Genomic DNA, 23,883 nt, shown 5'->3' on the forward strand with positions numbered 1-23,883 from the left:
GCAATTATGAAATTGATTCATCTAATAACGAAGAATTAGAAGGTTATTCTGTATGCAATATTTATAACCTCGTGGATGCACTAGATTTGGCTAACTCAGATTATACAGAATTTGAATTAGATGAGAATGAAAAAGTCCTCTCTGTAAAAAAGTATGCGCTCAAATATAGTGAGTTGAAAGAAGTGCATCTTCTTAGACTAACTGATGATCCGTTTGGAATTTTTGTTTCGGAAATTGTAAAAAAAACGTTGAATGAGAATAATATTACTGGTTGCGATTTCTTAGAAGTAAGAGTTAGCTAAATCATTTTAGATCATTTCCCCCAAATGAGTAAACAACTACTTGTTTGGGGTTTCTTTTTGTTCATGCAGCCGCCCTCGAACAGGGGGTGGGGTAGCGAATGAATCACCTTACCTCTAGTTTAAGAACATAACCCTTGTTCTGTCCGTACCTATATTCACGAAATGGAAAAGTCTAAAACAATCTGGGGTAACGTACCAGTTTATATATAGCATTTGGGAAGGACATGTATAACGATAGCCGACTTTCCTACTTCTAAAGTGCTATTTATTATCTACGTTTTTTATCTCATCAATAGATTGTGTGAATGACGAACAATACAATAAAACATTGGAAATTAAGACGAGTGCAGGTATTGGGAGCTTAAGAGAAAGTTAGCGCACCAACAGATGTTACAAAAACACACAACAAAAAGTGAATCACAAACAAAACTTGTTCAATTAACACAAAAAACATTTAAAACCTTGACAAAATTGTTCAAAAAAAACATACTAACACTATAAAATGTTCGAAATGAACAAAGGGTGATGACTTTGTTACCACAAGAGCGAAGAAAATGGATTTTGGAACAGCTAAGCAAGGACGAGAAAATCGATATTGATCAACTTGCTGAACAGCTCAACGTATCAGCCATGACCATTCGCCGGGATCTCTCTACCCTGGAAGAAGAAGAGAAGATCATCCGTACATTCGGAGGGGCGATTCTCAACAAGCCCTTGATCATGGAAACACCTTTTCTCACAAAAGAGGGAAAATACAGCAGCCAAAAACGGCAAATCGCCCGAAAGGCTGTGACACTCGTTTCGGATCACTCGACGATACTATTGGATTCTGGAACAACCAACCTGGAGATTGCCAGATTGCTTAAGGATAAAAAACACCTGACTGTGATCACCAATGATATCAAAATCGCTGCCGAGCTGATGGACAGTGAGGTAAAGGTCATCGTGACAGGCGGGGAGCTGCAAAATGGTGTAGGCGCGTTGTTTGGCCCGCTCACGGAGCAGATCCTGAAAAATATCCACGTTGATCTGTTTTTCCTGGGTGCTCATGCAGTCCATCTGGACGCGGGTATTACGGTAACTACCTTTGAAAAGGCTTCCATTAAAAAAATGATGATAGAAGCAGCAGGAACCACCTGGTTAGTAGCGGATTCCAGCAAGTTTGACCAGAAGTCGTTTACGAAGGTCTGCGATCTTGCAAGTCTTGACGGATTGATTACAGATGATGGGTTAACAGCAGAAGACAAGGAAAAGCTAAAAGAACATCTGAAAGTTGTGACAGCAGAGGTGGGAGAGGCCACATGAAAATTGGAGTCATTGCAGATGACCTGACAGGGGCGAACGCGACTGGCGTGAGGCTCGCCCGGCAAGGCTTTGAGGCAGCGACGATGGTGCATTTCAACAATCATCCTACATCGGAATCGTACAACGCGGTATGCGTGGATACGGATAGCCGATATGCGAGAGCAGAAGTGGCGCAGCTGAGAGTCAAGACCGTTTTGGATAATCTCACAAAATGGGGCGCCGATGTCATCTGCAAGCGCATCGACAGTACAGTCCGGGGCAATATTGGTGTAGAAATCGATACCGTATTGTCCGAGCTTGGTGAAAAAGCGATTGCGGTGGTGGTAGCGTCCTACCCGGATTCGGGGCGAATTACCTCTGGGGGCTATCTGCTGGTAAATGGCATCCCCCTGCAGGCGACGGATGTAGCAAAAGATCCTGTCGCTCCGCTCACCGAATCGTATGTGCCGGCCATTGTGCAAAAACAAAGCAGCTATCCAGTTTCGTACATTCCGCTGGAGACGGTTTTGGCTGGCGCGCTGGAAACGGAACAGGCTATGCGCACGCTGATCTCAGAGGGCAAACGGATCTTGGTCATGGATGCCGTGACCGATGAGGAGATCGAATCGATTGCCAAAGCGATGGCCGCGATTAAGGATTACCAGATGATTCCCGTTGATCCTGGGCCGTTGTCCTCTATCTATTCCAAGGTGTATACCCGCCAGCATGCAAGCGACAAAAAGATTCTGGTGACGGTGGGGAGCATCACCTCCAATGCGGCAGGTCAATTGCAATATCTGGTGGAAAAAACGAATGCCCAACCGATCTACGTGGACGCTAAAAAGCTGGCGAGCATGAACGAATCGTGGGACGAAGAGACCAATCGTGTGATTCAGGTCGTTTTGGAGGAAATGAAGAAGCAGTCTATCCTGATCATCACGACGAATTCTCCCTTCGCCGAACCGCTGAACCTGAAGGAGATCGCCAAAGAGCAGCAGACGACACAGGAAAGTCTGGCGAAGCGCATTGCCGACGGGCTGGGGAAAATTACGCGCCTGGTGATTCAGAAGAGCGAGTACGAAATCGGCGGCTGCTTCACCAGTGGCGGAGATGTGACGGCATCCCTCTGCGCGATTGGCGGTGCAGAAGGAATCAAGCTGGAAGTAGAGGTACTCCCGCTGGTGGCATATGGTCACCTGATCGGAGGGTATCTGGATGGCATTCCTCTTGTCACCAAAGGCGGTATGGCAGGCGATAAGAAAGCCATCTACACAAGCATTCAATTTCTTTTGGCAAAATGTTAAGGAGGAACAAAAATGATGACAACACAGAGAGCGATTATTGCGATTCCGATGGGGGACCCGGCAGGGATTGGACCAGAGATTACGATGAAATCGCTGACGAAAAAAGAAATCTACGATGTATGCAAGCCGCTGGTCATTGGCGATGCCAAGGTTCTCGCCAAAGCCATTGAGATCGTACAAGCGGATTTGAAAATCAACAAAGTGAGCTCTCCTGCTGAAGGAAAATACGAGCTGGGAACAGTCGATGTCATCGACCTGGACAATATCGATATCGAGAAGCTGGAATACGGTCAAGTATCGGCACAAGGCGGCCAAGGCGCATTTGAATACATCAAAAAATCAGTAGATCTGGCCATGAATGGCGAAGTGAAAGCACTGGCGACAACACCGATCAACAAGGAGTCTCTGCAAGCGGCGAAGGTGCCTTTCATCGGTCATACCGAAATGCTCGAATCGCTCACGAACACCAAAGATCCGTTGACCATGTTTGAAGTGAACGGCATGCGCATCTTCTTCCTGACGCGCCATCTATCCTTGAAGGATGCGATTGCGCAGATGACCAAAGAACGCGTGCAGGACTACCTGGTTCGCTGCGATCAAGCTCTGAAGCGGCTGGGTGTCGAATCGAGGAAAATCGCGGTGGCCGGCCTGAATCCACATAGCGGTGAGGGCGGATTGTTCGGCAGGGAAGAAGTGGATGAAATCAAGCCGGGTGTTGAGGCAGGCAGACAGGCAGGTATTGATGCTGTAGGACCAGTACCAGCGGATTCTGTCTTCTTCCAGGCGCTGCATGGAAGATATGATGCCGTCTTGTCTCTCTACCATGACCAGGGACATATCGCGGCGAAAATGACAGATTTCCACAGAACCATCTCGATTACCAACGGATTGCCTTTCCTGCGCACCTCTGTTGACCACGGTACCGCTTTTGACATCGCTGGGAAAAACATCGCGGAGAGCATCAGTATGGAAGAGTGCATCAAGCTCGCAGCACAATACGCACCTAAGTTTACAAGCAATACGCTATAATTCAGGGACCGCGGGCTTGTTTGGCTAGAATGAGAGACTTGTGATGAAGGGCGAATAGCGCCCTTCATTACAAATCCATTCAAATGTAAACACTTTCACACAAAGGAGGATCAGAGGTATGGACGTTTCAGGAACGCAAATGGTGGTTGGCTTGGTTTTAGCGGTCGTTATCTTGATTTTTCTCGTATTAAGAACAAAGATTCATGCTTTTCTAGCGCTGATCATCGCAGCATCCATTGCAGGAATTGTAGGAGGAATGGCTCCGGTAAAAGTAGCGGACACCATTTCAGCAGGTTTTGGGAGTACCCTTGCATCCATCGGGATCATCATCGGTTTGGGTGTCATGATCGGGCGGATTCTTGAGGTGTCCGGGGCTGCTGAGACCCTTGCTTATTCCTTGATTCGATTTGTAGGCAAGAAAAAAGAAGAATGGGCGATGGCGATTGCTGGTTATATCGTTTCCATTCCGATCTTCGTGGACTCTGCCTTTGTTATTTTAAACCCATTGGTAAAAGCGCTTTCAAAGAAAACAGGGAAATCGGTCATCTCCTTAGGTGTAGCGTTGGCTGTCGGTCTTGTGATAACGCACTCGTTGGTGCCGCCTACGCCAGGTCCTTTGGGTGTTGCAGGGATTTTTGGAGTCGACATCGGACTGATGATCGCTTTGGGTCTGTTGTTCGGTATTCCGATCATGATCGTGGGCGTTTTGTATGCGAAATGGCTGGGCAACAGGATTTATCAAATTCCGGATGATTCAGATGCAGGTTTCTCCAGACCAGATACCAAAATCGCGTACCAGGAGTTTTTGGATTTGGCTGATAAAAAATCGGCTGAGCTGCCTTCTTTGTCAAAATCCTTGCTGCCGATTCTCATCCCGATCATTCTTATTTTCCTGAACACCACGCTTTCCGCGATGGAGCTGACTACCGGTTTCTATGAAATTTTGATCTTCTTGGGTAAACCGATTATCGCCGTCAGCATTGGCTTGATCGCAGCTATCTACGCGTTGGCTGGACATCTGAGCCGTTCCGCGACACTCGACCGGATGGAAGAGGGAATCCAAACAGCCGGGATCATTATTCTCGTTACCGGTGCAGGTGGCGCTCTTGGTGCCGTATTGCGTGAGAGCGGTGCAGGGGATTTCATCGCAGGTAAAATTGCGGAATTGCCTCTGCCAGCGATTCTCATCCCATTCTTTGTCGCTACGCTCGTCCGTCTGGTTCAAGGTAGCGGAACCGTAGCGATGGTGACAGCAGCTTCTATTTCCGCGCCGATTCTGGCTAACATGGAAGTGAATATGGCACTGGCAGCTCAAGCGGCTGCGATGGGTTCGATGATCTTCTCCTATTTCAACGACAGCTTGTTCTGGGTCGTAAACCGTATGCTGGGTATTAAAAATGTAAAAGAGCAAATCATGGTTTGGTCTGTTCCGACTACGATTTCCTGGTTTGTCGGTCTGGTTTGTCTCTTGATCGCGAATATGTTTATGTAAGACAGGCACTACGCACCCCCTAGCAGGACATGGGTATCACCTTTCGAGGTTGATCCGCTGTTCCAGCAGGGGGTGTTTTTTGCGTTTTGATCGGATGCGGAAGAGGCACATCTTTGCTTGAATAGCACAAAAATTTCGTTAATAGTTTGACAGAGTACTTAACGAACGCATACAATATGATTAATTAATTTCATGGTTAAGAAATATTTGAAAAAAATATTTCAAAGCAAATCAAGGGGGTAGACGATGAAAAAGACTGGCTTTCGATTTGGGGCATTTCTTCTATTATCTATGACTTTGGCTTTGACTGCTTGCAGCGGGGGGCAAGACTCTTCGGCTGTGCCGGGTGGAGGAGCGGCCAAGCAGGATGACTTCCGAACGGATATTCAGATTGGGACTGGGAGTACAGGCGGTACCTATTTTCCTTTAGGTCAGGAAATCTCCAATCTGCTGAATGCGAATGTGAAGGTGGATGGGTTTAATTCCAGTGCTGTTGCTTCTGGAGCTTCGGTAGACAATCTGGCGAAAATCGGGCGCGGCGAGATGCAAATGGGAATGACCGTGCATTTAACTGCGCTGGGAGCAGTAAATGGCAAAGATGATTTTGAGGGAACAAAGGTAGAAAACTTCGGTTTTATGGGCCACATCTACCCGGAGGTTATGCAGGTCGTTTCCTTGAAATCCAAGGGAATTCAATCGATTGCTGATCTGAAAGGCAAAAAAGTGGCAATCGGGCCAGCGGGGAGCGGAACACAATTCGCAGCAAAGCTGGTGTTGGAGGCTTACGGGATCAAAGACGGAGATTACGAGGCATTCCAGGAAGGCTTCGGCGATGCAAAAGGCAAACTGCAGGATGGGGTCATTGATGCTTCTTTCGGATTGCTGGGATTGCCCGCCTCCAGCATCGACGAGCTGCAAGCCCAGACGAAAAATGTGCAGTACTTGCCGATCGAAGGGGATGCACTGAAGTACGTGGAGGACCATAGCGATTACGGCGCATTTGAAATTCCGGCAGATACATACACCTGGTTGGATAAGCCGGTAAGCACGGTGTCCGCATATGCCATTATGGTAGGTTCCACCAACCAGATCAGCGAAGAGCTGGGATATGAGATTACCAAGGCCATGTTTGAGAATGCCGGGCAAATCACGCATCAGCAAGGAAGCAATCTGACAAAAGAAAATGCGCTGAAAGGCTCTGAGGGACTTCCTTTTCATCCAGGTGCTGAAAAATACTTTAAAGAAGCAGGAATCTTGAAGTAGCTTGCAAGAATGGACCGGATCGCTCGCTATCCGGTTCTCTTTGTTTGAACAAGTAAAAAAGGGGTGATTTGGTGGAAAAACGACACGAAGAATTGCAACAAGAATTGCTTGCGAAATACGATGCGGAAAGCGCCTATCGCACACAGCTGGGAAAATTCGCGGCGGTGGTTACGCTGCTTGGCATATCCTTGACTTTGTTTCACCTGTATACGGCCTTTAGGGGGCCATACGTTTCCATTATTCAAGGAGCCATTCATGTAGGAACGGCGCTTTCCCTGATTTTCATCTTGTACCCAGCGAAAAGATCGCTGCTGAAAAAGGGCGGCGTTCCCGTATACGATTTTGTACTCGCACTGGCTGCCATTTTTGCAAATTTTTATATTGTCTTTCATTATGAACGAATTACAACCAAAGCGATTATTCTAGGGTTTACATCGCTGGACATCGCAGTGGCGACGATCGGGATTCTCTTGCTCCTGGAAGCGACGCGTCGTTCTGTCGGCATGCCGATCGTCATCATTGCTGCGCTGGCCATGTCCTATGGATTATGGGGGAAAGGCATTCCGTATTTCGGGCATGCAGGCTTTAGCTGGAAGGTTCTGTCGACAGAGCTTTTCTTCAGCTCCAACGCAATCTTTGGCATCCCCATTCAAATTTCTTCTACCTATATCTTTCTGTTCTTATTTTTCGGCGTCATGTTAGCCAAGACTGGAATCAGCCAATTTTTCAACGACCTCTCTTTTGCGGCGACTGGAAGACTGACAGGAGGGACAGCGAAAGCAGCGGTCACGGCAAGTGCCTTGCAAGGCATGGTGACGGGGAGCTCGGTGGCCAATACGGTCGGCTCCGGTTCTTTTACCATCCCGATGATGAAGCGAGCTGGATTTAAGCCCGAATTTGCGGCGGCGACGGAGGCTTCTGCTTCAACAGGCGGGCAAATCATGCCGCCGATCATGGGCGCAGCTGCCTTTATCATGGCTGAGTATACGGGGATTCCGTACAACGAGATCATGATCATCGCCATCATTCCCGCTCTTCTCTACTTCATCGGCATTTACTTTGGAACCCATTTTGAAGCCAAAAAACATGGCATTTTGGGACTTCCCAAGGAAAAGCTTCCTCGTTTTGAAGGATTGTTCAAGAGAATGGATCTCCTGCTCCCGCTTCTGACCATCATTGGACTACTGCTCGTAGGCTACACGCCAACCTATGCGGCGCTTTGGGGAATTGCAGCTGCACTTTTGGTAAGCTCATTTCGCAAAGATACGCGATTATCCTTTCGCGAGCTGCTCGCTTCGCTAGAGCAAGGAGCGAGAACGGCATTGTCGGTGATTGCCGCTTGTGCAACGGCTGGAATTATTGTCGGGATTGTCGTGCTTACAGGTCTTGGCGGAAAGATTGCCGGAGGGATTCTGGAACTCGCCGGAGGCAGCTTCTTTTTGATCCTATTTTTCACGATGATTGCCTGTATCGTGCTGGGGATGGGACTCCCAACCACAGCGAATTACGTGGTGACTGCTACCATGGCGGCTCCAGCTCTAATGGAATTTGGCGTCCCGATGATCGCGGCCCATATGTTTGTGTTTTACTTCGGTATCGTAGCCGATATTACGCCGCCGGTATGCTTGGCTGCCTATGCCGGGGCGGGGATCGCCCAAGCCAACCCAATGAAGACAGGGTTTATTGCTGTAAAGCTGGCGATTGCCGCATTTATCATTCCGTATGTTTTCGTCTTTAATCCAATCCTACTATTAGAAGGTGAATCACTCTGGTTCCTGATCGTTCCTTTGATTACCGCTTTGATCGGCATGGCAAGCATCAGTGCGGGCATTATGGGCTACTTGATCCGAACCGCTAGTGTGTTTGAACGGAGCCTGCTGGTGCTCGCCGGATTGATGCTGGTGTATCCAGAGGGAATACTGGTCTCATTGATCGGGCTTGTGATCATGCTGGCTGTTGGCTTTTTCCAGTATCGCAAGGACAGAAAGCTGGAAGTCAGTGTAGGTTGATAAACGCATAGAAAGAATAGGAAATCCCCCTCCCTGAAAAGGAACAAAGAGGGGGATTTTCGCTTTTCTTTTTTTTATGCGATTGGTGCGTGCATCATCGCTCGCTCCAGTGTCACGAGATTTTTCTGTGTAATCTCTTCCCGACGAGGAATCGCTGGAAATGGTTCATCGAAAAGGTGGACGGGGAGTGGCAATTCGCTCTGAGGCTGCCATTTCTCTCGCCAGGCATCTGGAATCTTTGTCTCATCCGGCAGCTGCTGATCGCTCATTTCGCTCCACAGCAACGTCCAGGCTCGCGGAACGACGCGCCAGATGTCATAGCCACCGCCGCCGACGGCAATCCACCGCCCATTGCAGTAGGTATGGGCCAGCTGATGAGCCAGCCTAGGGATCTGCTGATAGATTTTCATGGAACAGGAAAGATGTGTCAACGGATCGTAGGCATGGGCGTCACAGCCGTTTTGCGTCAGGATCACATCCGGTTTAAAACCGCGCACCAGTTTGGGAATCAGCTCCGAATAGAGATCAATGAAAGACTGATCCTCCGTAAACGCTTCCAGCGGGATGTTGACGGAGAACCCGTATCCATTGCCATCGCCGCGTTCGGTTGTATTGCCAGTGCCCGGAAACAGGTATTTGCCTGTCTCGTGCAGGGAGACGGTCAGGACGTTGGGATCGTCGTAAAATGCCCATTGCACCCCATCTCCGTGGTGCGCATCGGTGTCGATATACAAGATTCGCGCATCCCAGTGCTTGCGCATATAGGCGATCGCGACGGAACAATCGTTGTAGATGCAGAAGCCGGAAGCCCGTCCGCGAAAAGCATGATGCAAGCCACCAGCTGGATTGAAGGCGTGATCGGCTTGTCCGTTCATGACGACATCTACAGCTTGCAAGGTTCCACCCACGATGAGCGAGGATGCTTCATGCATGTTGAGAAAGCAAGGCACATCTTCTGTTCCCAATCCATAGCTGGCAGCCAGCGGAAGAACCTCGCTCTGATGTCCCTGATCGCGTACGAACTGGATGTAGCGAGGATCGTGCACCAGCTCCAGTTCCGCTTCTGTCGCTTGACGGGGAGAGAGGATGTCCTCGTCACGGAGAAGCTGGTATGCCTGCATCAGTTCGTGGGTGAGCAACAGGCGGCGCTGATTGAAGGGATGGTCATCGTGAAAATAGTAATCCGTGTAGTTCGGCGAATAGATGAGACGAGCTTGGCGACTCACAAGTCAATCCCTCCATCCGTAGGCCCGACCACCGTAAAACCGCGATCAGCCAGCAATTGAAGAATACTCCTCGGATCGAAGGTTTGTACGCGGAAAACGAGATTTTTTGTAGCGGGCTTTTTCCCAGGATAGACGACCACGCTGTTGACATTCACCTGCGCTTCCCGAAAGATCTGGCTCACTTCTGCAAGCATTCCGACACGATCCTCCACTTCCACCTCAATGTGAGAGCTGGGCTTGTTGACGCCGAACAGCTCGATGAGACTGTTGAACAGATCGGATTCGGTGATCATGCCGACCAGGCGAGTTCCTTCTACGACCGGCAGGGAACCGATTTTGTTTTCGTAGATCTGTACGGCAGCATCCTCGATGAAATCAAGCGGGTGGGCCGTGATGACGTGTCTGCGCATGATGTCCGAGACGGGCTTGTGCAGGATCGTATCATCGTCATCGTGCGCGATTAGTCGAGAGGGAAGGGCATCTCGCAAATCTCGATCAGAGACGATCCCGATGAGCTGCTCTTTATCCAACACAGGGAGATGACGGATTCGGTTGATTCTGAGCAAAAGAAGGGCTTCACCAATGGGAGTGGCCGGATTCACCGTAACCAGATTTTTTCGCATCATATCTTCAATGCGCATGAAAGATTCCTCCATTGATTTCAGATAGGGAGAGGACTACTTTTAATATAAAAAGCGATTCTGAAAACGCATGGCATCAAAGGCTTCAACACTTTCTGGAGGTACGCGCCCTCCGATCTTCGCCATCAAACAGTTGGCCGGATGGCTGCAAATCTCCGGGTCGTCTGTAGCCAGCCAGATCATCCCGACACTTCCCATCACTTTTTCCATCACTTTTCGGTACTGCCAGACATCCAGTCCGGTTCCTTTCAAATCCCAGTGCCAGTAATACTCTGTCGTGATAATGATGTAGTCTTCCATCGCATCGTCGAGGAACGAGACCTCCAGCAGCTTTTTCGCCACTCCACCTGCTCGCACCAGGGGACTGATCTCGATAGCTCCCAGCTCCAGAAGGTCGGGCAATTTGGCTTGCGACCATCGCTCCAAAGGATCGGGATGGAGAAAGGTTACGTAGCCAAGAACGAGATCTTCTTCACGCGCTACGATGATCCGACCTTCGGGTAGATCGGCAATTTCCACTAAAGCTTTATGTTGCATTTCCGGTATTCGAAATGCTTTTAATCCGTCATCAAAACGATAGGCAGCCAATTCTGCACCAGAGATGGGACCCTCGATGATCAATTCTCTGCCGTTTACCTCCAAGGGTAGAGAATAATACCGCTTGATGTGATCCATCCGTTCACCTCCCAAAATGTAGAAAAAGAGAGATGGTGTTATCGCCATCTCTGCTCATTCTCGTGCGCTATCTATTCATGGTAGTCGTCCAGTTACGTTGTTTGAATGCGGTGACTCCCCGTAACTGTTCACTGCGGTGATGTAGTAATTCGGATTATCTACTCCAGCAGCATGGGTAAAGGTCGTGGTGGATACGGTCCCCAGGAGCAGATAACCACTGCTTGGATCAGGACTGAAGTAGACGTTATAGGCAATGACCTGTTCTGATGCTTTGTTTGCTCTCCACTGCAATTTCCAGCCGTTACCTGTGTCTGCGATCGTCACGGACTGTGGTGCAGATGGCGGCAATGTAGATGGTGAATCTATCGGATTCCCCGTATTGGGCTGCCCCAGAATTGGATCTGGCAGCTCGCCTGGATCTGTACCCGGTACCGTTCCTCCGTCAATCGGATTGTCGGTCGGTGATTGCGGCAGCTCCCAAGTTGTCGAAGAAGAGCCGACTGAAGCGATGATCGATGGTTGTGATTCCACTCCAGTAAGATCTACTGCGGTCACATAGTAAGCGGAATCGCCTTGCGAATTGGCGTCCGTGAGAGTGAGAACCGCAGGATCCTTGACGGTGCCAATGTGCGTGAAGCCGTGCAAGGCGTTTGCGCGATAAATGCGATAGCCGACCAGATCGGGTTCTTTTGCTGATTGCCAGGTCAACACGGCTTGCGTACCTGTCCGGTTGGCAACAAATCCGGTTGGCGAGGAAGGAGCACCGGCTACTTCTGTGCGCGGATCTTCGGCGTCTGGCAGCCTTTGCTCCCAATCCGGCGGTCTGACAGCTACCTTCGAATTGCTGGCCTGAATTATCTCTTTTGTCGGGAGCGGATCAGGGGAGCGGTAGAAGATGCCTTCCGTCACAAAGTCGTCAGGCGTACCTTCCTTGGCGAGATAACGCTCTCCTTCGTAGGTGATCACTCTAGCCTTCTGATGGGAATCGTCCACCTCTGACGGAACAAATTTGCGGTTAAAGATGTCGGAGATGACGTGGCCGGCTTCCTTGGAAAGCTCGCTTGGCAATTTTCCGGATTTGGAATCGACAGAAGCGCTGACGATACCCTCCGGTTTTTTGAATGTAGCATCAGGGGGTGAGAGGTTGGGATGTGCTTCAATTACTTCTTTCATCACCTTGCCCCAGACGATCATCGGTACGTACTTGTCGGCATCCGGCATCGGGTACGGTTCATCAAAGCCTACCCATACGCCCATCGATACCTCAGGTGTATAGCCGACAAACCACAAGTCGTTACTGCTATTCGTCGTACCTGTTTTCCCTGCGACGTCCACTTTGCGCGGTACGAATTTGCGGATATGGGTTCCGGTACCGGAGTTCACTACTGTGCGCATCATGTCGGTAATCAGGTATGCGGTTTGTTCGCTATATACCTGTACAGGCTGTGTCTGATGGTGGTAAATGACCTGTCCCCGGCTGTCCTCAATCCGTTCGATCAGATAGGCATCTACGAACGAACCGTTGTTGGCAAAGGTCGCATAGGCATTTGTCATTTCCTCTACAGTCGTACCGTAAGTCAAGCCTCCGATTACCCCGGTCTGCGCGTAATTGTCTGCATCAACCAGTGTGGTAATACCCGTTTTCTTCACGTATTCCAGTGCAGTTGGGATGCCCACCTTCAGATACGCTTTGATCGCCGGAATGTTCCAGGACTGACGAAGAGCTTCACGCGTACTCATGATCCCTTGCCATTTGTTGTTCCAGTTTTTCGGTAAGTGAGATCCTTTTTGTCCGTCACTGAGCAGCACAGGTGAATCGTCCAAAGGAGAGGCTGGCTGCAGCAGTCCCAGCTCAAAAGCGGGAGCGTAAGCGGCCAGTGGCTTCATCGCAGAACCAGGCTGTCTGGGTGCGGTAGCATGGTTGGTCTGCTCGACTGTAAAGTCTCGACCGCCGATCATGCCTAGGATCGCACCAGTCCGGTTGTGGATCATCATTGCGCCTACTTCTTCAAGCGCGTCTTCGATCTTCTCTGTCTTTCCATTGGAACGTTTGATTGTATAGGTCCGGTTTTTACCGAAATTGCTTGCGTCAGATGCCACAGACTGCATGATGTTATGTACGTTTTTATCAAACGTGGTGTAAACCTTGTAGCCTCTGCGCAGGATATCGCGGCGTTTTTCCTCGACCAGCAGGCGATACTCGTTGCGACCGATTGTTGATTTGTCTCGGCCCTTTTCCTTGAGCTCCGCGTCAACCAGCTGACGTGCTGCCCGTTCTTCAATCTCCATCATGAGGAAAGGAACTTCCCGATACGCTTGCTGTGTCGGTTTAGCCAATTGCGCTTTTAGATCGACAGCCAGAGCCGTATCGTATTGAGATTGCGTGATGTAGCCATTTTCCATCATGCGGTCGAGAACCATTTTTTGCCGCTCTTTACCGCGTTCGTAGCTTTCATTTCCAAACGGGGAGTAGGCACCCGGATTTTGAATCATCCCGGCCATATAAGAAGCTTCACTCAGGGTGAGTTCTTTTACTTCTTTGCCAAAGACACCCTTGGCGGCTGCCTGGACGCCGTAAATATTGGAGCCGTTGGCGTTCTTGCCCAGGTAGATTTCGTTCATGTAGGCTTCCAAAATCTCATCCTTGGAAAACATTTGCTCGATCCGCAGGGCATTGAAGATTTCACGCGCTTTTCTGGCGTGGCTCACTTCATGGGTCAGGATCGTGTTTTTGACGAGCTGTTGGGTAATGGTACTGCCGCCTGTCACGACTGGCTGATTGGTCAACTCCTGGTAAGTAGCTCGCAAGGTAGACTGTACGGCGATCCCTTTGTGCTGGTAATAGCCTTTGTCTTCTGTTGCGATGATAGCATTGATCAAATAGGGAGAAACGTCAGCCTTTTTCACCAAACGCCGGTCGCCTTCTTCAGCACGCAGCTGACCGATGAGCGAGCCGTCGTTGTAATAAGCGAATCCTGTCAAATAGTTGGTGAAAATTTTCTCTTCCAATTCCGCTTTGTTGCGAACGGGCTCGTCTTTAACGAGTGCTGCAACATAACCTGTCACGATTCCTCCGGCCATCGCCGCACCCATCAAGCCGAGCAAAAAGATCAGCTGGACCATGATCCAGACCAATCGTCTGCGACCACGGCGACGTTTTTTCTTTTTCGGTTCAGAGGAAGATGTTTGGTTATTCGACATAGATCTACGACCCCCTAGCATACAGCCTGATTATACCATAGGAGGAACGTGTAGGATAGAAATTGCGAAGCTGGCAGGGGAGAGAAGCTCAAGAAGTACAAAATCTTTACAGTCAGTGAATCAAGCTTCTGCACCGCTGCAGCTGCATTTTCTTGCTGCTCACAAAGGGATTCCTGTTATCGATCAGCCTTATGTAGTCATGGTTGATGAGGGGAGCGGCGATATCGTTGGCTTCCAGGGTGGATTTGCCCAGAAGCAGGTTGCGTTGCCTGATCCCCAAAATGCAGTGGCCGCTGAAATTGCTGTGGAAAAGATTTTAAAGGAGTCGCCGCTTCATCTGGTTTATGTCTGGTCCAAGCAGCTCGACAAGCCTGTTCTCGTCTACAAACCTTTGAAGGGATTCGCGGGCAATGTTTATTTCGATGCCATCAAGGGAGAATTCGTATCGATTGGTCCCTGAGCTATCACCCACGACCACCTGTGCCATTGTTCGCATGGGTGGTTGTTTTGTTTTTGCTAGGATTGGTGGAAATATCGCTGCACGGCCTGTTGCAGATATTGGTATTGTTCTCCATTCGTATCCGTAAAGGCTTCCTCGCGACTGGACGGAATGTCGTCATAGCTGATTGCTTCGGCAAACTGGGAATCTGTAAAATCCATTCGCTTGCCGGAAATCTCGTTGTAGTAGTGCCAGCCTTCTGAAAGCCGCGTTTTGCGGATCTCGCCTCCGAACAGGTCATGGATGACCAGAGCTGTCACACCGCATTGCCCTTTTGCCGGATTGGCGGATGTCCATTTCGTGCTGGAATGGATGGACCAGGACTTCCTTAATACTTCCCGTATCTCTTCCTCATGAAAGCTTGGCATATGCATCACCCTCCTTTTCCCAAATAAAAAAGAGTAGACCGATAAACGGCGCTACTCTTTTTACGATCAATCGATTAACGGCTGTAGAACTCAACGATCAGAACTTCGTTGATTTCAGCAGGCATTTCTTCGCGATCTGGCAGACGAGTGTAAGTTCCTTCCAACGCTGCATCATTGAATGTAACGTAGTTAGGCAGGAAGTTACGGCTTTCCAGGGAATCCTTGATCAGTTGCAGACCACGGGATTTTTCGCGAACGGAGATCACATCACCCGGTTGTACACGGTAGGATGGGATGTTTACTTTTTTGCCGTTTACCAGGAAGTGACCATGGTTTACCAGCTGACGAGCAGCAGGGCGAGATGGAGCAAAGCCCATGCGGTATACCAGGTTGTCCAGACGGGATTCCAGCAATTTCATGAAGTTTTCGCCCACTACGCCAGCCATTTTGTTAGCATGGTCGAAAGTGCGACGGAATTGTTTTTCGTTCAGGCCAAACATATGGCGCAGTTTTTGTTTTTCTTGCAACTGGATACCATACTCGCTGATTTTACGACGGGTGTTGTGACCGTGTTGACCAGGAGGGAAGTTGCGTTTGATATCCTTGCCAGTACCATCGAGGGAGATTCCCAGACGACGAGCAAGTTTGTGGCGTGGGCCTGTGTAACGTGACATGTTTTCAGTCTCCTTTAATGTGGATTCGCAGGTGTTTACTTCCGACAGGTTAGTTCCATCTTTATCTACACGAACTTCAGACGGTAGCGTTTCCGCATCGTGCTCCTCACAGATAGTTCAGCCGCTGCCTGTAAGGGAGGGAACTAAGAGGGTCGAGCCTTTCGTTTTTACCTGCAATCAATGCTACCCTGTACACATACACTCAATAATACTAGGCGAGATAAGGCAAAGTCAAGAGGTGAATAGCAAACGCCATCCAGCAGCATGAGCGGGATGGCGTTCCTCGAATTCCTTGATAGACAAGCTTGAAACGGCGTTTTTACCTATCTATACAGAATGGGTTTGGTGTCCTGTTCACTGCGCTTTTCCAGGAAGCGACTAAAGGAGATCGCAGCATCTGCTCGACTGACGCTTGCAGCAGGCTGGAACTTCTGCTTGTCGGTCGGAATGATGCCCAGCGTGGTTGCAATCACGATTGAACCGCGCTTTTTGGAATTCGCAATATCACTTAGATCGCTTTGGAACATTTCGGAGTATTGGGCAAGGTTGTGATAACCCAGGGCGCGAACGATCATATCAGCCAGCTCTTCTCTGGTAATCGCTTCGTCCGGATTGAGTTTAGACGATTGCTTGTCGAGAAGCCCCCTGTCTACTGCGCTTTCGACGGCGGCAAAGTAGCGGGATTGATTGGAAACATCGCTGAATGACGCTTTTCTTTCCGCAGAATAGACCGGGAAGAATCTTCCTTGATTGATGCTGATCATCAGCATTTCGATCATTTCTCCGCGAGTGATCGTCTTCTCGGGCACGATCTTGCCGTCGATGAGGGAAAGCGCGTCGTATTCATACATCAAGAGCAGCTCCTTGGCAGCAGGATGACCTTCTAGATCGCTTGGAGCAGCGCGATGCAGGGCAACGGTTTTTCCTGTCGATTGCGAACGCCAGTCTCCCGAGACCGCATCGAAGAAGTAGGGCTCATCGAAGAGCGTGGCACTGGCGCGATAGACAAGCTTGGCTTCCCGTTTTGGAATGTAGGATGGCTGTGTCTGAATTTTTTTCTGATCTTCCGGGCTGAGCTGCTCCATGACATAGACAGCTTCGATTTCAGCCTCATCCCACCAAGCATCAGCAGCCTTGTCAGCAGAGAGGTGCTTCGGCGGCTGAGAAGGGTACTTCTCCTTGCCAATCTCGGCGTGGTAGGAAACAATCTCGCCCGTTTGCGCATCGAAGGTGACGGATGCAGAGCCAGATGCGGCAAGAACATCTCCTACGTAACGCTGGAATACCAGTGTCTGTTCACTCGAATCGCCAGGACGAACATTCGCTGCGGAGTGCTCATTCCAGTAGAATTCGTGTGCAGTAGTAGGCGTCCATTTGCGGATGCTGTCCATCGCCTGTTCTTTTAGGGCATCAGTGTCCAGCTTGCGTGTCGTTCCATCTTTCGCCAGTGGTTTGTTCGGTCTCTTTGAATAGGAGTAGATATCTCCGGTTGCAGCATCGATGGACACATGTGCGTAATCATAATCCTGGCTTCCTTTTTTCTCATAGGAGAGATCCCAGACAGGACGATTTCCACGGTATTCACTTTCGCTGTATTGGGCAGAGCGCAGTTCGTAGCCGGAAAGGTTGAAGGTTTGCGAAGCCATCCTGATCGCTTCTTCCTGAGACAGGGCCTTGCCCTTGTGACGAGCGGATAGAGACTTGGCGCTGACTGGCTCAGGGTCACTAGCTTCGCTGCGCGGCGCCAGCAATTGGTTCAGAGCCGTTCCATCTTTTGCGTCAATCACAAATTGAAACGGATTGGTATACGCGAGCACAGGCTTTTCGCGCATTTCTCCTTGTGCTTCCCACGGAATGACGTAGGCGAGAGAAGGCTTCGTCTCTTCCTTCAGCAATTCCTTGGCCTCATCCTCAGAAATCGGTGAAGACGGTTTGTGGAATTGAATGTCATCGTTCCACATCAACGAGTAGCCAACTACCTTACCTGCGCTATTTACCGATACCTCAGCACTGTTTTCAATAAACCAGATCCCATCCACGACTCGGGCAAAACTGAAGGAATAGGTAGAATTGGCGTACAACGGTGTTTTGGGAGTTGGCGCCGAGCGCAGATAGAGCTTTGTTTGTGCTGCTTTTCCAGCGTTGTAGGTTGCAAGGAAGCTCTCGGCTTGTTTTCGTGCTTCATCATAAGAAATCCGTTTAGCGTAAGGGAGGTTGGCGTTTTCCTGATCGTGGTAGGAATAGGAGGTTAGTTCTCCGGTGTTCGCGTGGATACTGACGCTGTAATACGTTTGGACTTCATTTTTATCTGGTACTTTTTTCTCCCAACTAAAGGACCATTCAGGGAAGTTTCTCCAGCTGTCCGGTGATCGAAAAGATACAGATTTCAACTCCAATCCTTGGCTTGGAACAATGCGATTGGCGATGGCGAGTGCAGCATCTTTAGACAGCTTGGCGTCCTTGGATGCAGCCAGAGCAGCCAGATTTCCTTGAGCCGAAACGGAAACCGCTTTATTTGCAGCAATGGTATTTGCGTGTGCCGATGCAACAGGCAGGAGTAGACTGGTGGTAAGGAGAATAGCGCTAGAACGGTATAAAAATGGTTTCATAGTGATGACCTCCGATGTAGTTTGTGTCAACTTATTACGTGTGACGCACGATATATCGCTCCCGTTTCAGAGGTTGAAAAAAAGAGATGTACATTTTGGAAGGTTTCGTGAAGGAATGGGAATTTTGTCCCAAATGTTACGGGATCAATCTAGAATTGAGAACCGGCATCTTATATAATAAGAATTATTATTCTAATCAAGCTGTTAAGAAACCTCTAACGGGGTCTTCCCGAGGTTGAGTGAAGCGACGACCGCGTTTTAGAGTTATTCTTGCAGGTTCGGAAAGTGTTGCTCCTAGAAGTGTGTCCTTTCCGAAACTGTCAAAAAAGGAGATCACAGCCCTTGGAAACCATCATGTACCTTATTCGACACGGAGAAACGGACTGGAACTCATCTCGGCGTATCCAAGGACACAGCGATATTGAATTGAATGAGCTGGGATTGCACCAAGCCGAGCTGGTAGCTGGGAGATTTAAAGCCGAGGAATTTCATGGTATTTATTCCAGTGACCTCAGCAGAGCAAGAGTAACGGCAGCACAAATTGCAAAGCATAAAGATTTTGAAATCTCGACACACATTGCACTGCGTGAGCGTTGCTACGGCAGACTGGAAGGGCTCACTTATGAGGAGATCCGGGCTACCTTTACAGAGCAGGACGAAGCCGCACACGGCATCGAGACCTTCGAAGCCATGCAAGAGCGTGCAGTCACAGCTTTAACGGAAATAGCCAACAAGCACACCAATGAGGCCATTGTCGTTGTCTCGCACGGCGGGCTGATCAACAGCTTCCTTCATTATGTGACAGGAGGTTTGCAAGGTACGGGAATCACAAAAATTGACAATACAGGTATTTGTGTTTTCCGCTTTGCCGATCGACGTTGGGAAGTCCTACAAGTGAACAATACGAATCATTTGGAAGCTTGAGAAAATGTTGAGAGAGGGAGTATCTCGTGTCAAGTAAAATGTTGGGGAAGTTAGAGACGGTCTTTTCCTATGCGGCCCACTTTATCCTGCAATCATGGCCGGAAAAGCGACCGGGCATCCTTTTCTTGACAGATTCCACAGGCCGTTTAATCAACACCATGAACATGCAGGTTGGCCGACCCTGGAACCCTCAAGGACTTGACCTTTCGCTACACGCTATGCCTGCCGGAAAAGCGTCCGAGCTGATTTTAAAAGCGTTGCAAACAAGTGAAATTGTAGTAGAGGCTGACGCAGATGCTCTTGTCTACGCGGCGTTTCCACTCCGGGAGCAGGACGGTCACGTACGCGCAGTGATCGGTATCGTTGCCCCTACGGTGGAAATCTCTTTTGATCTTGCTTCCTATCTGCGAGGACTGGAGCCGCTGATTCGCATGGGGTATGACGCGTATATCCAGCATGCTACCAGTCATATCATCGTGGAACTGAGCGTGTACGAAACGACACGCGAATTGTTGAACAGCCTGACCCGACAGATTCAAGACATCATCCAAAAAGGCTATTGCTCCGCTGTCTGCTTGTCAGAAGAAGGCACAGTGATGATGCACGACATGGTGACTACAGAGGATGCTCCAAGAGGCCAAAGCCATATTGAGCAGATCGTAGCCGAAATGGGAACGACACCGATCGTCGCTTCCATTCTGCGTGAAAACCGATTGGTTATGGTCCCTATCAGCTGGAACAAAAGAATGTTGTACGCTCTGTTCCTTCACCTCTCACCTGATGAAACGGACTGTTTATTCGACGAAAGGGACGTTGCGTTTTTGCAGGAAGTGGCAGAAAAAGCAAGCAGTGCATTGTGGCGTGTCATGATGTCTGAGGATCTGCGTCGTGAGGCGAACAAGAAAAATCTGTTATACCAGCTTATGTCCAAAATACAGGCATCCATCGATGTAAACGATGTCCTGCATGAGATTGTGACCAGTATCCCCAGTCTGTACCCCAACTACTCTGTCGAATTGTTCCTCACGGTAGAGCCCGACGCTACGACTCCGGTCAAGCAGCTTTCTCTGCAGGAGGATGAAGGCTCTACCAGCACGCGAGCTTACCTCGAGGGGAAATTAATTGTTGAGAATATAGAAGAAAATGATCAAAGAAAGACTGTTATTGCTGCGCCATTACTGGGAAAGCAAGGAATTTACGGAGTCCTTCAGGTCACCTCTGATCAAGCTGTGTCCCCTACCCGATATGAGACCGACTACATCTCCATTTTGGCTGATACAGCGGGAAAAGCATTTGAAAATGCGCAGTTGTACCAACAGTCTCGCAATCTGATTCGCGAGCTGCGATTGATTAACGAGATGGCCAGACAGCTAAACCGCAGCCTGAATTTGTCAGAGATTTTAGAGTTTGTGACGACCATGATGCGGGCGACCTTCGATGCCGAATTTTGTGCGATCATGCGGAAGCAAACCGATGAAGAGCATTTCCAAGTGCTCGCATCCTCCATGCCGGAGTACGCGGGTAAGCTATTGTCAGCCAGTGAAAAGCCATTTCAGCAAATCCTGCAAAACAAGCAGACACTCATGCTGGCTCAGCCAGGTTCAGGAACTCTTCCTTTTTCGCTCATGCCAAGCAGTTCCCTGATGGGAGTTCCGTTAGTCGTTGAAGGCGAAGTAAGTGGCATTCTGCTCGTTGCTGATCCACGCTATCATTTTTTCAGTTTTGATGATTACAAATTATTGGAGATTTTTGGGCAGCACGCCAGCCTGGCGATGACCAATGCTGTCCTGCATAACGAGATGGAACGGATGGTAATCACAGATAACCTGACTAACCTGTACACGCGCCGATACTTGAACGAGCGCGTCAAAGCATCGCTGGAACAGGATAGCTATGGTTCACTGATCCTGATTGATATCGATTACTTTAAAAACGTAAACGACACGTTCGGCCATCAGGTGGGTGACGAAGTGTTGATTCAAGTTTCCAATCTGATAAGGCGCAGTATACGCGACAGTGATATTGCTGCGCGATGGGGAGGAGAAGAGCTGGCGGTCTACCTGCCTCGCGTAGACAAGACTACCGCCCACGCCGTCGCTGAGAGAATTCGGCGTTGTGTAGAGAATGAGACATCCCCGCGCGTCACGATCTCGTCAGGTTTAGCCAAGTGGAGCAAGGAGCACGACAGCAACCTGAGCGTAGAAGCGCTATTTCATCAGGCGGACCTGGCTTTGTACGAAGCCAAGAATTCAGGCCGTAACCAAGTTGTGCTAGCATAGAGCCAGAGAATGGCTCTATTCTCTTTTTTTGCAAGACCTCATTTTAAAGAGCTGTAATCAATCTCAATCAGGATAGGATAGATGGAGGAGCCAATATGACAGTGCTGGGAAAAAGGAATGTGGCAGAGGAAATGGCGCCGGGTGTATTTCGCATTGAAGTTCCGACGCCTTTTCACGTAGGATCGGTCAATTTGTACGTGTTAATAAAGGCAGAAGAGGTAACCTTGGTTGACGTGGGGCCGTTGACGGAGGAAGCATGGCAGACCCTGAATGAAGGGCTTGCTTCAATCGGTATCGGTTTGGAGCAAATCTCGCAAATTGTCCTGACCCATCACCATGTCGACCACGTCGGTCAACTGGAACGAGTAAGACGTGCTTCAGGCGCTCGGACGCTGGCACACCCTCAGGCTGCTCCCTACGTGCAGATGGACGAAGATTTCATGGTTTATCATGATCAATTTTTCAAGGAGCTGTACCAAAAAAGCGGTGTTCCCGAAGAAAAGCTCATCATCATTGCGAAGTTTCAAAAGCTGATGAAAACCTTCTCTGCGCCCAGCCAAATCGATGGGCTGCTCAAACATGAACAAGTACTTCCGCTTTTTCCGGAATGGCAGGTTCTGTATACACCAGGACACAGTCAAAGCCATCTTTCCTTGTACCGTGCGAAGGATCGCGTCCTGATCGGTGGAGATCATATTATCAAGCACATCTCCTCCAATGCATTTATCGAACCTCCACGCGATCGTTCCCGCAACAGGCCATTGACACTGGTGCAGTACCGCACAGCGTTGCAAATGTGTGCGGATATGGAGATTGATCAGGTTTTTTCCGGTCATGGCGAGCGTGTGACGCATCATCGGGAATTGATTTTATCGCGACTGCAAAAAAATTGGGAGCGCACAGATACATTGCGACGCTTGCTGGCCTCTGGTGAGAAGACCGCGTACGAATTGACGGCACTGCTCTTTCCCACCCTGTATGAAAAAGAGTTGCCGCTCACGATATCGGAAACGATCGGGCACATCGATCTGTTGATGATCTTGCATCAGGTAGAGGTGGAAGAGCGAGACGACGTGCTCTACTATCACCTGTGATCGAACCCGTAGAATAACCCTTTTCCTCCCCGGAAACGCTATAGGAGACTAGCTGTGAAGGAGGACGAAAATGAGAAAGGGTTGGATCATCTGTCTGGTGGCATGTGTTGCCATGTCGCTTGGCGGCTGTGGCCAAATGGGCGTGAAGCAAAACGCGGGCACGGATTTTGAGCAGATTAGGGATCATTTTGCCAATCAACAAGGGTACGAATTTTACGGTCGAACCAAGCTTTTGACTGATAACAGTGCGAATGCAAATATGGTGAATTTTTCAGGACGCAAGGATGGAGACACGGTCTTTATGAACGTGAAGCTGTCAGTTCCTGAGAAAAAGCGGGTTGAGACGCTGACGCTTTTGGATCAAGGAACGACCTTGTACACCAAAAAAGATGGAGCCCAAGAGTGGGTGCAGAGTGCAGGGGATGATGCTGCCCTTCGCCAGGAGATGGAAAACTGGAATCCGGCATTCGCCTTTCAACAAATGAGTGAGATGAGAAAAAATGTGTATCCCATCCAAGACAACAACGTGAAGGACGATCAGGCGATGATCCGCGTCGTGATGGATTCTGCCAAGCTGAAAGGCTGGCTCGCGAGTCAGCTGCAAGGTCAAAGCGGCACTCACATTCAGTCCCTCCCCTCCATGAATAGACACCAGCCCAGTATGAAGCTGGCCATGTCTCTCACAAAGGGAGATTGGAGACAGCCGGGGGAAGGCGTGAGTATTCAATCGACTGGAAAGACAGACGTGCAGGAAATCGTAGACCAGATGGACCTGGAAGCGGAGTACACGATTCTATACCAGAAATCGAACAAGCTGCCAATCAGAATGACGATGTCGATCCGATCCCAATATGATTATAAAGACCAGCGTATTCAAGAGCATTCGCAGGTCGAGACATATCTGCAAAATTACGGAAAGGTAAAGCCCGTTCCTGACCCCAAATCAGTACCAACAGGAAAAGGTCATTAATTCTTCTCGGAGCGCTTCTCTACCCTGGATCTAGGGTGAA

General features: G+C 49.4%; 19 protein-coding genes. 12 read left to right on the forward strand and 7 right to left on the reverse strand.

The window, feature by feature from the left end:
• From EDM52_RS19360 to EDM52_RS19390, 7 genes are all read left to right on the forward strand, one after another.
• Window positions 1–302: imm11 family protein (locus EDM52_RS19360; protein ID WP_338068333.1), on the forward strand; the 302-nt coding region annotated here is incomplete at its 5' end.
• Window positions 303–833: 531 nt separating this feature from the next.
• Entirely contained in the window at window positions 834–1,607 is a 774-nt protein-coding gene (locus EDM52_RS19365; protein ID WP_122910596.1) for a DeoR/GlpR family DNA-binding transcription regulator, read from the forward strand.
• Window positions 1,604–2,890, forward strand: a complete 1,287-nt coding sequence (locus EDM52_RS19370) for a four-carbon acid sugar kinase family protein (protein ID WP_122910597.1) — start codon at window positions 1,604–1,606, stop codon at window positions 2,888–2,890. Before EDM52_RS19365 ends, EDM52_RS19370 begins: the two co-directional genes overlap by 4 nt.
• 15 nt (window positions 2,891–2,905) lie before the next feature.
• Window positions 2,906–3,919 carry a 4-hydroxythreonine-4-phosphate dehydrogenase PdxA gene (pdxA, locus tag EDM52_RS19375; RefSeq protein ID WP_122910640.1) on the forward strand — a complete coding sequence of 338 codons (1,014 nt, stop codon included), beginning with the start codon at window positions 2,906–2,908 and terminating at the stop codon, window positions 3,917–3,919.
• A gap of 118 nt (window positions 3,920–4,037) precedes the next feature.
• Window positions 4,038–5,411 carry a GntP family permease gene (locus EDM52_RS19380; protein WP_122910598.1) on the forward strand — a complete coding sequence of 458 codons (1,374 nt, stop codon included), beginning with the start codon at window positions 4,038–4,040 and terminating at the stop codon, window positions 5,409–5,411.
• 246 nt (window positions 5,412–5,657) lie between these two features.
• Entirely contained in the window at window positions 5,658–6,674 is a 1,017-nt protein-coding gene (locus EDM52_RS19385; protein ID WP_122910599.1) for a TAXI family TRAP transporter solute-binding subunit, read from the forward strand.
• A 68-nt stretch (window positions 6,675–6,742) separates the two neighbouring features.
• Window positions 6,743–8,683, forward strand: coding sequence for a TRAP transporter permease (locus EDM52_RS19390; RefSeq protein WP_415783100.1), 1,941 nt, complete (start codon window positions 6,743–6,745; stop codon window positions 8,681–8,683).
• 74 nt (window positions 8,684–8,757) lie between these two features.
• Here the strand turns inward: EDM52_RS19390 and EDM52_RS19395 are convergent, their stop codons facing one another.
• The 4 genes from EDM52_RS19395 to EDM52_RS19410 all read right to left on the reverse strand — a co-directional run bounded on the left by EDM52_RS19395 (window position 8,758) and on the right by EDM52_RS19410 (window position 14,426).
• Window positions 8,758–9,909: an acetoin utilization protein AcuC gene (locus EDM52_RS19395; RefSeq protein WP_122910601.1), complete on the reverse strand. Its 1,152-nt coding sequence runs from the start codon at window positions 9,907–9,909 to the stop codon at window positions 8,758–8,760.
• Window positions 9,906–10,550, reverse strand: coding sequence for a CBS and ACT domain-containing protein (locus EDM52_RS19400; protein WP_122910602.1), 645 nt, complete (start codon window positions 10,548–10,550; stop codon window positions 9,906–9,908). The genes EDM52_RS19395 and EDM52_RS19400 overlap by 4 nt, the downstream gene beginning before the upstream one ends.
• 42 nt (window positions 10,551–10,592) lie before the next feature.
• Window positions 10,593–11,225, reverse strand: coding sequence for an N-acetyltransferase (locus EDM52_RS19405; RefSeq protein WP_122910603.1), 633 nt, complete (start codon window positions 11,223–11,225; stop codon window positions 10,593–10,595).
• A gap of 75 nt (window positions 11,226–11,300) precedes the next feature.
• Window positions 11,301–14,426, reverse strand: a complete 3,126-nt coding sequence (locus EDM52_RS19410) for a penicillin-binding protein 1A (protein ID WP_122910604.1) — start codon at window positions 14,424–14,426, stop codon at window positions 11,301–11,303.
• A gap of 115 nt (window positions 14,427–14,541) precedes the next feature.
• Between EDM52_RS19410 and EDM52_RS19415 the strand changes: the two genes are divergently transcribed.
• A complete protein-coding gene (locus EDM52_RS19415) occupies window positions 14,542–14,886 on the forward strand; it encodes a hypothetical protein (protein ID WP_122910605.1) in 345 nt (114 codons plus the stop codon).
• 56 nt (window positions 14,887–14,942) lie between these two features.
• On the opposite strand, the gene EDM52_RS19420 is transcribed toward EDM52_RS19415, so the two are convergent.
• From EDM52_RS19420 to EDM52_RS19430, 3 genes are all read right to left on the reverse strand, one after another.
• Window positions 14,943–15,293: a YunG family protein gene (locus tag EDM52_RS19420; protein ID WP_122910606.1), complete on the reverse strand. Its 351-nt coding sequence runs from the start codon at window positions 15,291–15,293 to the stop codon at window positions 14,943–14,945.
• Window positions 15,294–15,367: 74 nt separating this feature from the next.
• Window positions 15,368–15,967, reverse strand: coding sequence for a 30S ribosomal protein S4 (rpsD, locus tag EDM52_RS19425; RefSeq protein WP_122910607.1), 600 nt, complete (start codon window positions 15,965–15,967; stop codon window positions 15,368–15,370).
• 323 nt (window positions 15,968–16,290) lie between these two features.
• Window positions 16,291–18,576, reverse strand: coding sequence for an S-layer homology domain-containing protein (locus EDM52_RS19430; protein WP_122910608.1), 2,286 nt, complete (start codon window positions 18,574–18,576; stop codon window positions 16,291–16,293).
• A gap of 342 nt (window positions 18,577–18,918) precedes the next feature.
• Between EDM52_RS19430 and EDM52_RS19435 the strand changes: the two genes are divergently transcribed.
• The 4 genes from EDM52_RS19435 to EDM52_RS19450 all read left to right on the forward strand — a co-directional run bounded on the left by EDM52_RS19435 (window position 18,919) and on the right by EDM52_RS19450 (window position 23,843).
• Window positions 18,919–19,500: a histidine phosphatase family protein gene (locus EDM52_RS19435; protein WP_122910609.1), complete on the forward strand. Its 582-nt coding sequence runs from the start codon at window positions 18,919–18,921 to the stop codon at window positions 19,498–19,500.
• 38 nt (window positions 19,501–19,538) lie between these two features.
• Window positions 19,539–21,779: a sensor domain-containing diguanylate cyclase gene (locus EDM52_RS19440; protein ID WP_122910610.1), complete on the forward strand. Its 2,241-nt coding sequence runs from the start codon at window positions 19,539–19,541 to the stop codon at window positions 21,777–21,779.
• Window positions 21,780–21,874: 95 nt separating this feature from the next.
• Entirely contained in the window at window positions 21,875–22,873 is a 999-nt protein-coding gene (locus tag EDM52_RS19445; protein WP_122910611.1) for an MBL fold metallo-hydrolase, read from the forward strand.
• Between the two features lie 70 nt (window positions 22,874–22,943).
• The gene (locus EDM52_RS19450) at window positions 22,944–23,843 is read left to right on the forward strand and encodes a hypothetical protein (protein WP_122910612.1); all 900 of its coding nucleotides are present in this window, start codon (window positions 22,944–22,946) and stop codon (window positions 23,841–23,843) included.
• Window positions 23,844–23,883 lie beyond the last annotated feature (40 nt).

This window comes from Brevibacillus invocatus (assembly GCF_003710915.1).
Taxonomy (GTDB): Bacteria; Bacillota; Bacilli; order Brevibacillales; family Brevibacillaceae; genus Brevibacillus; species Brevibacillus invocatus.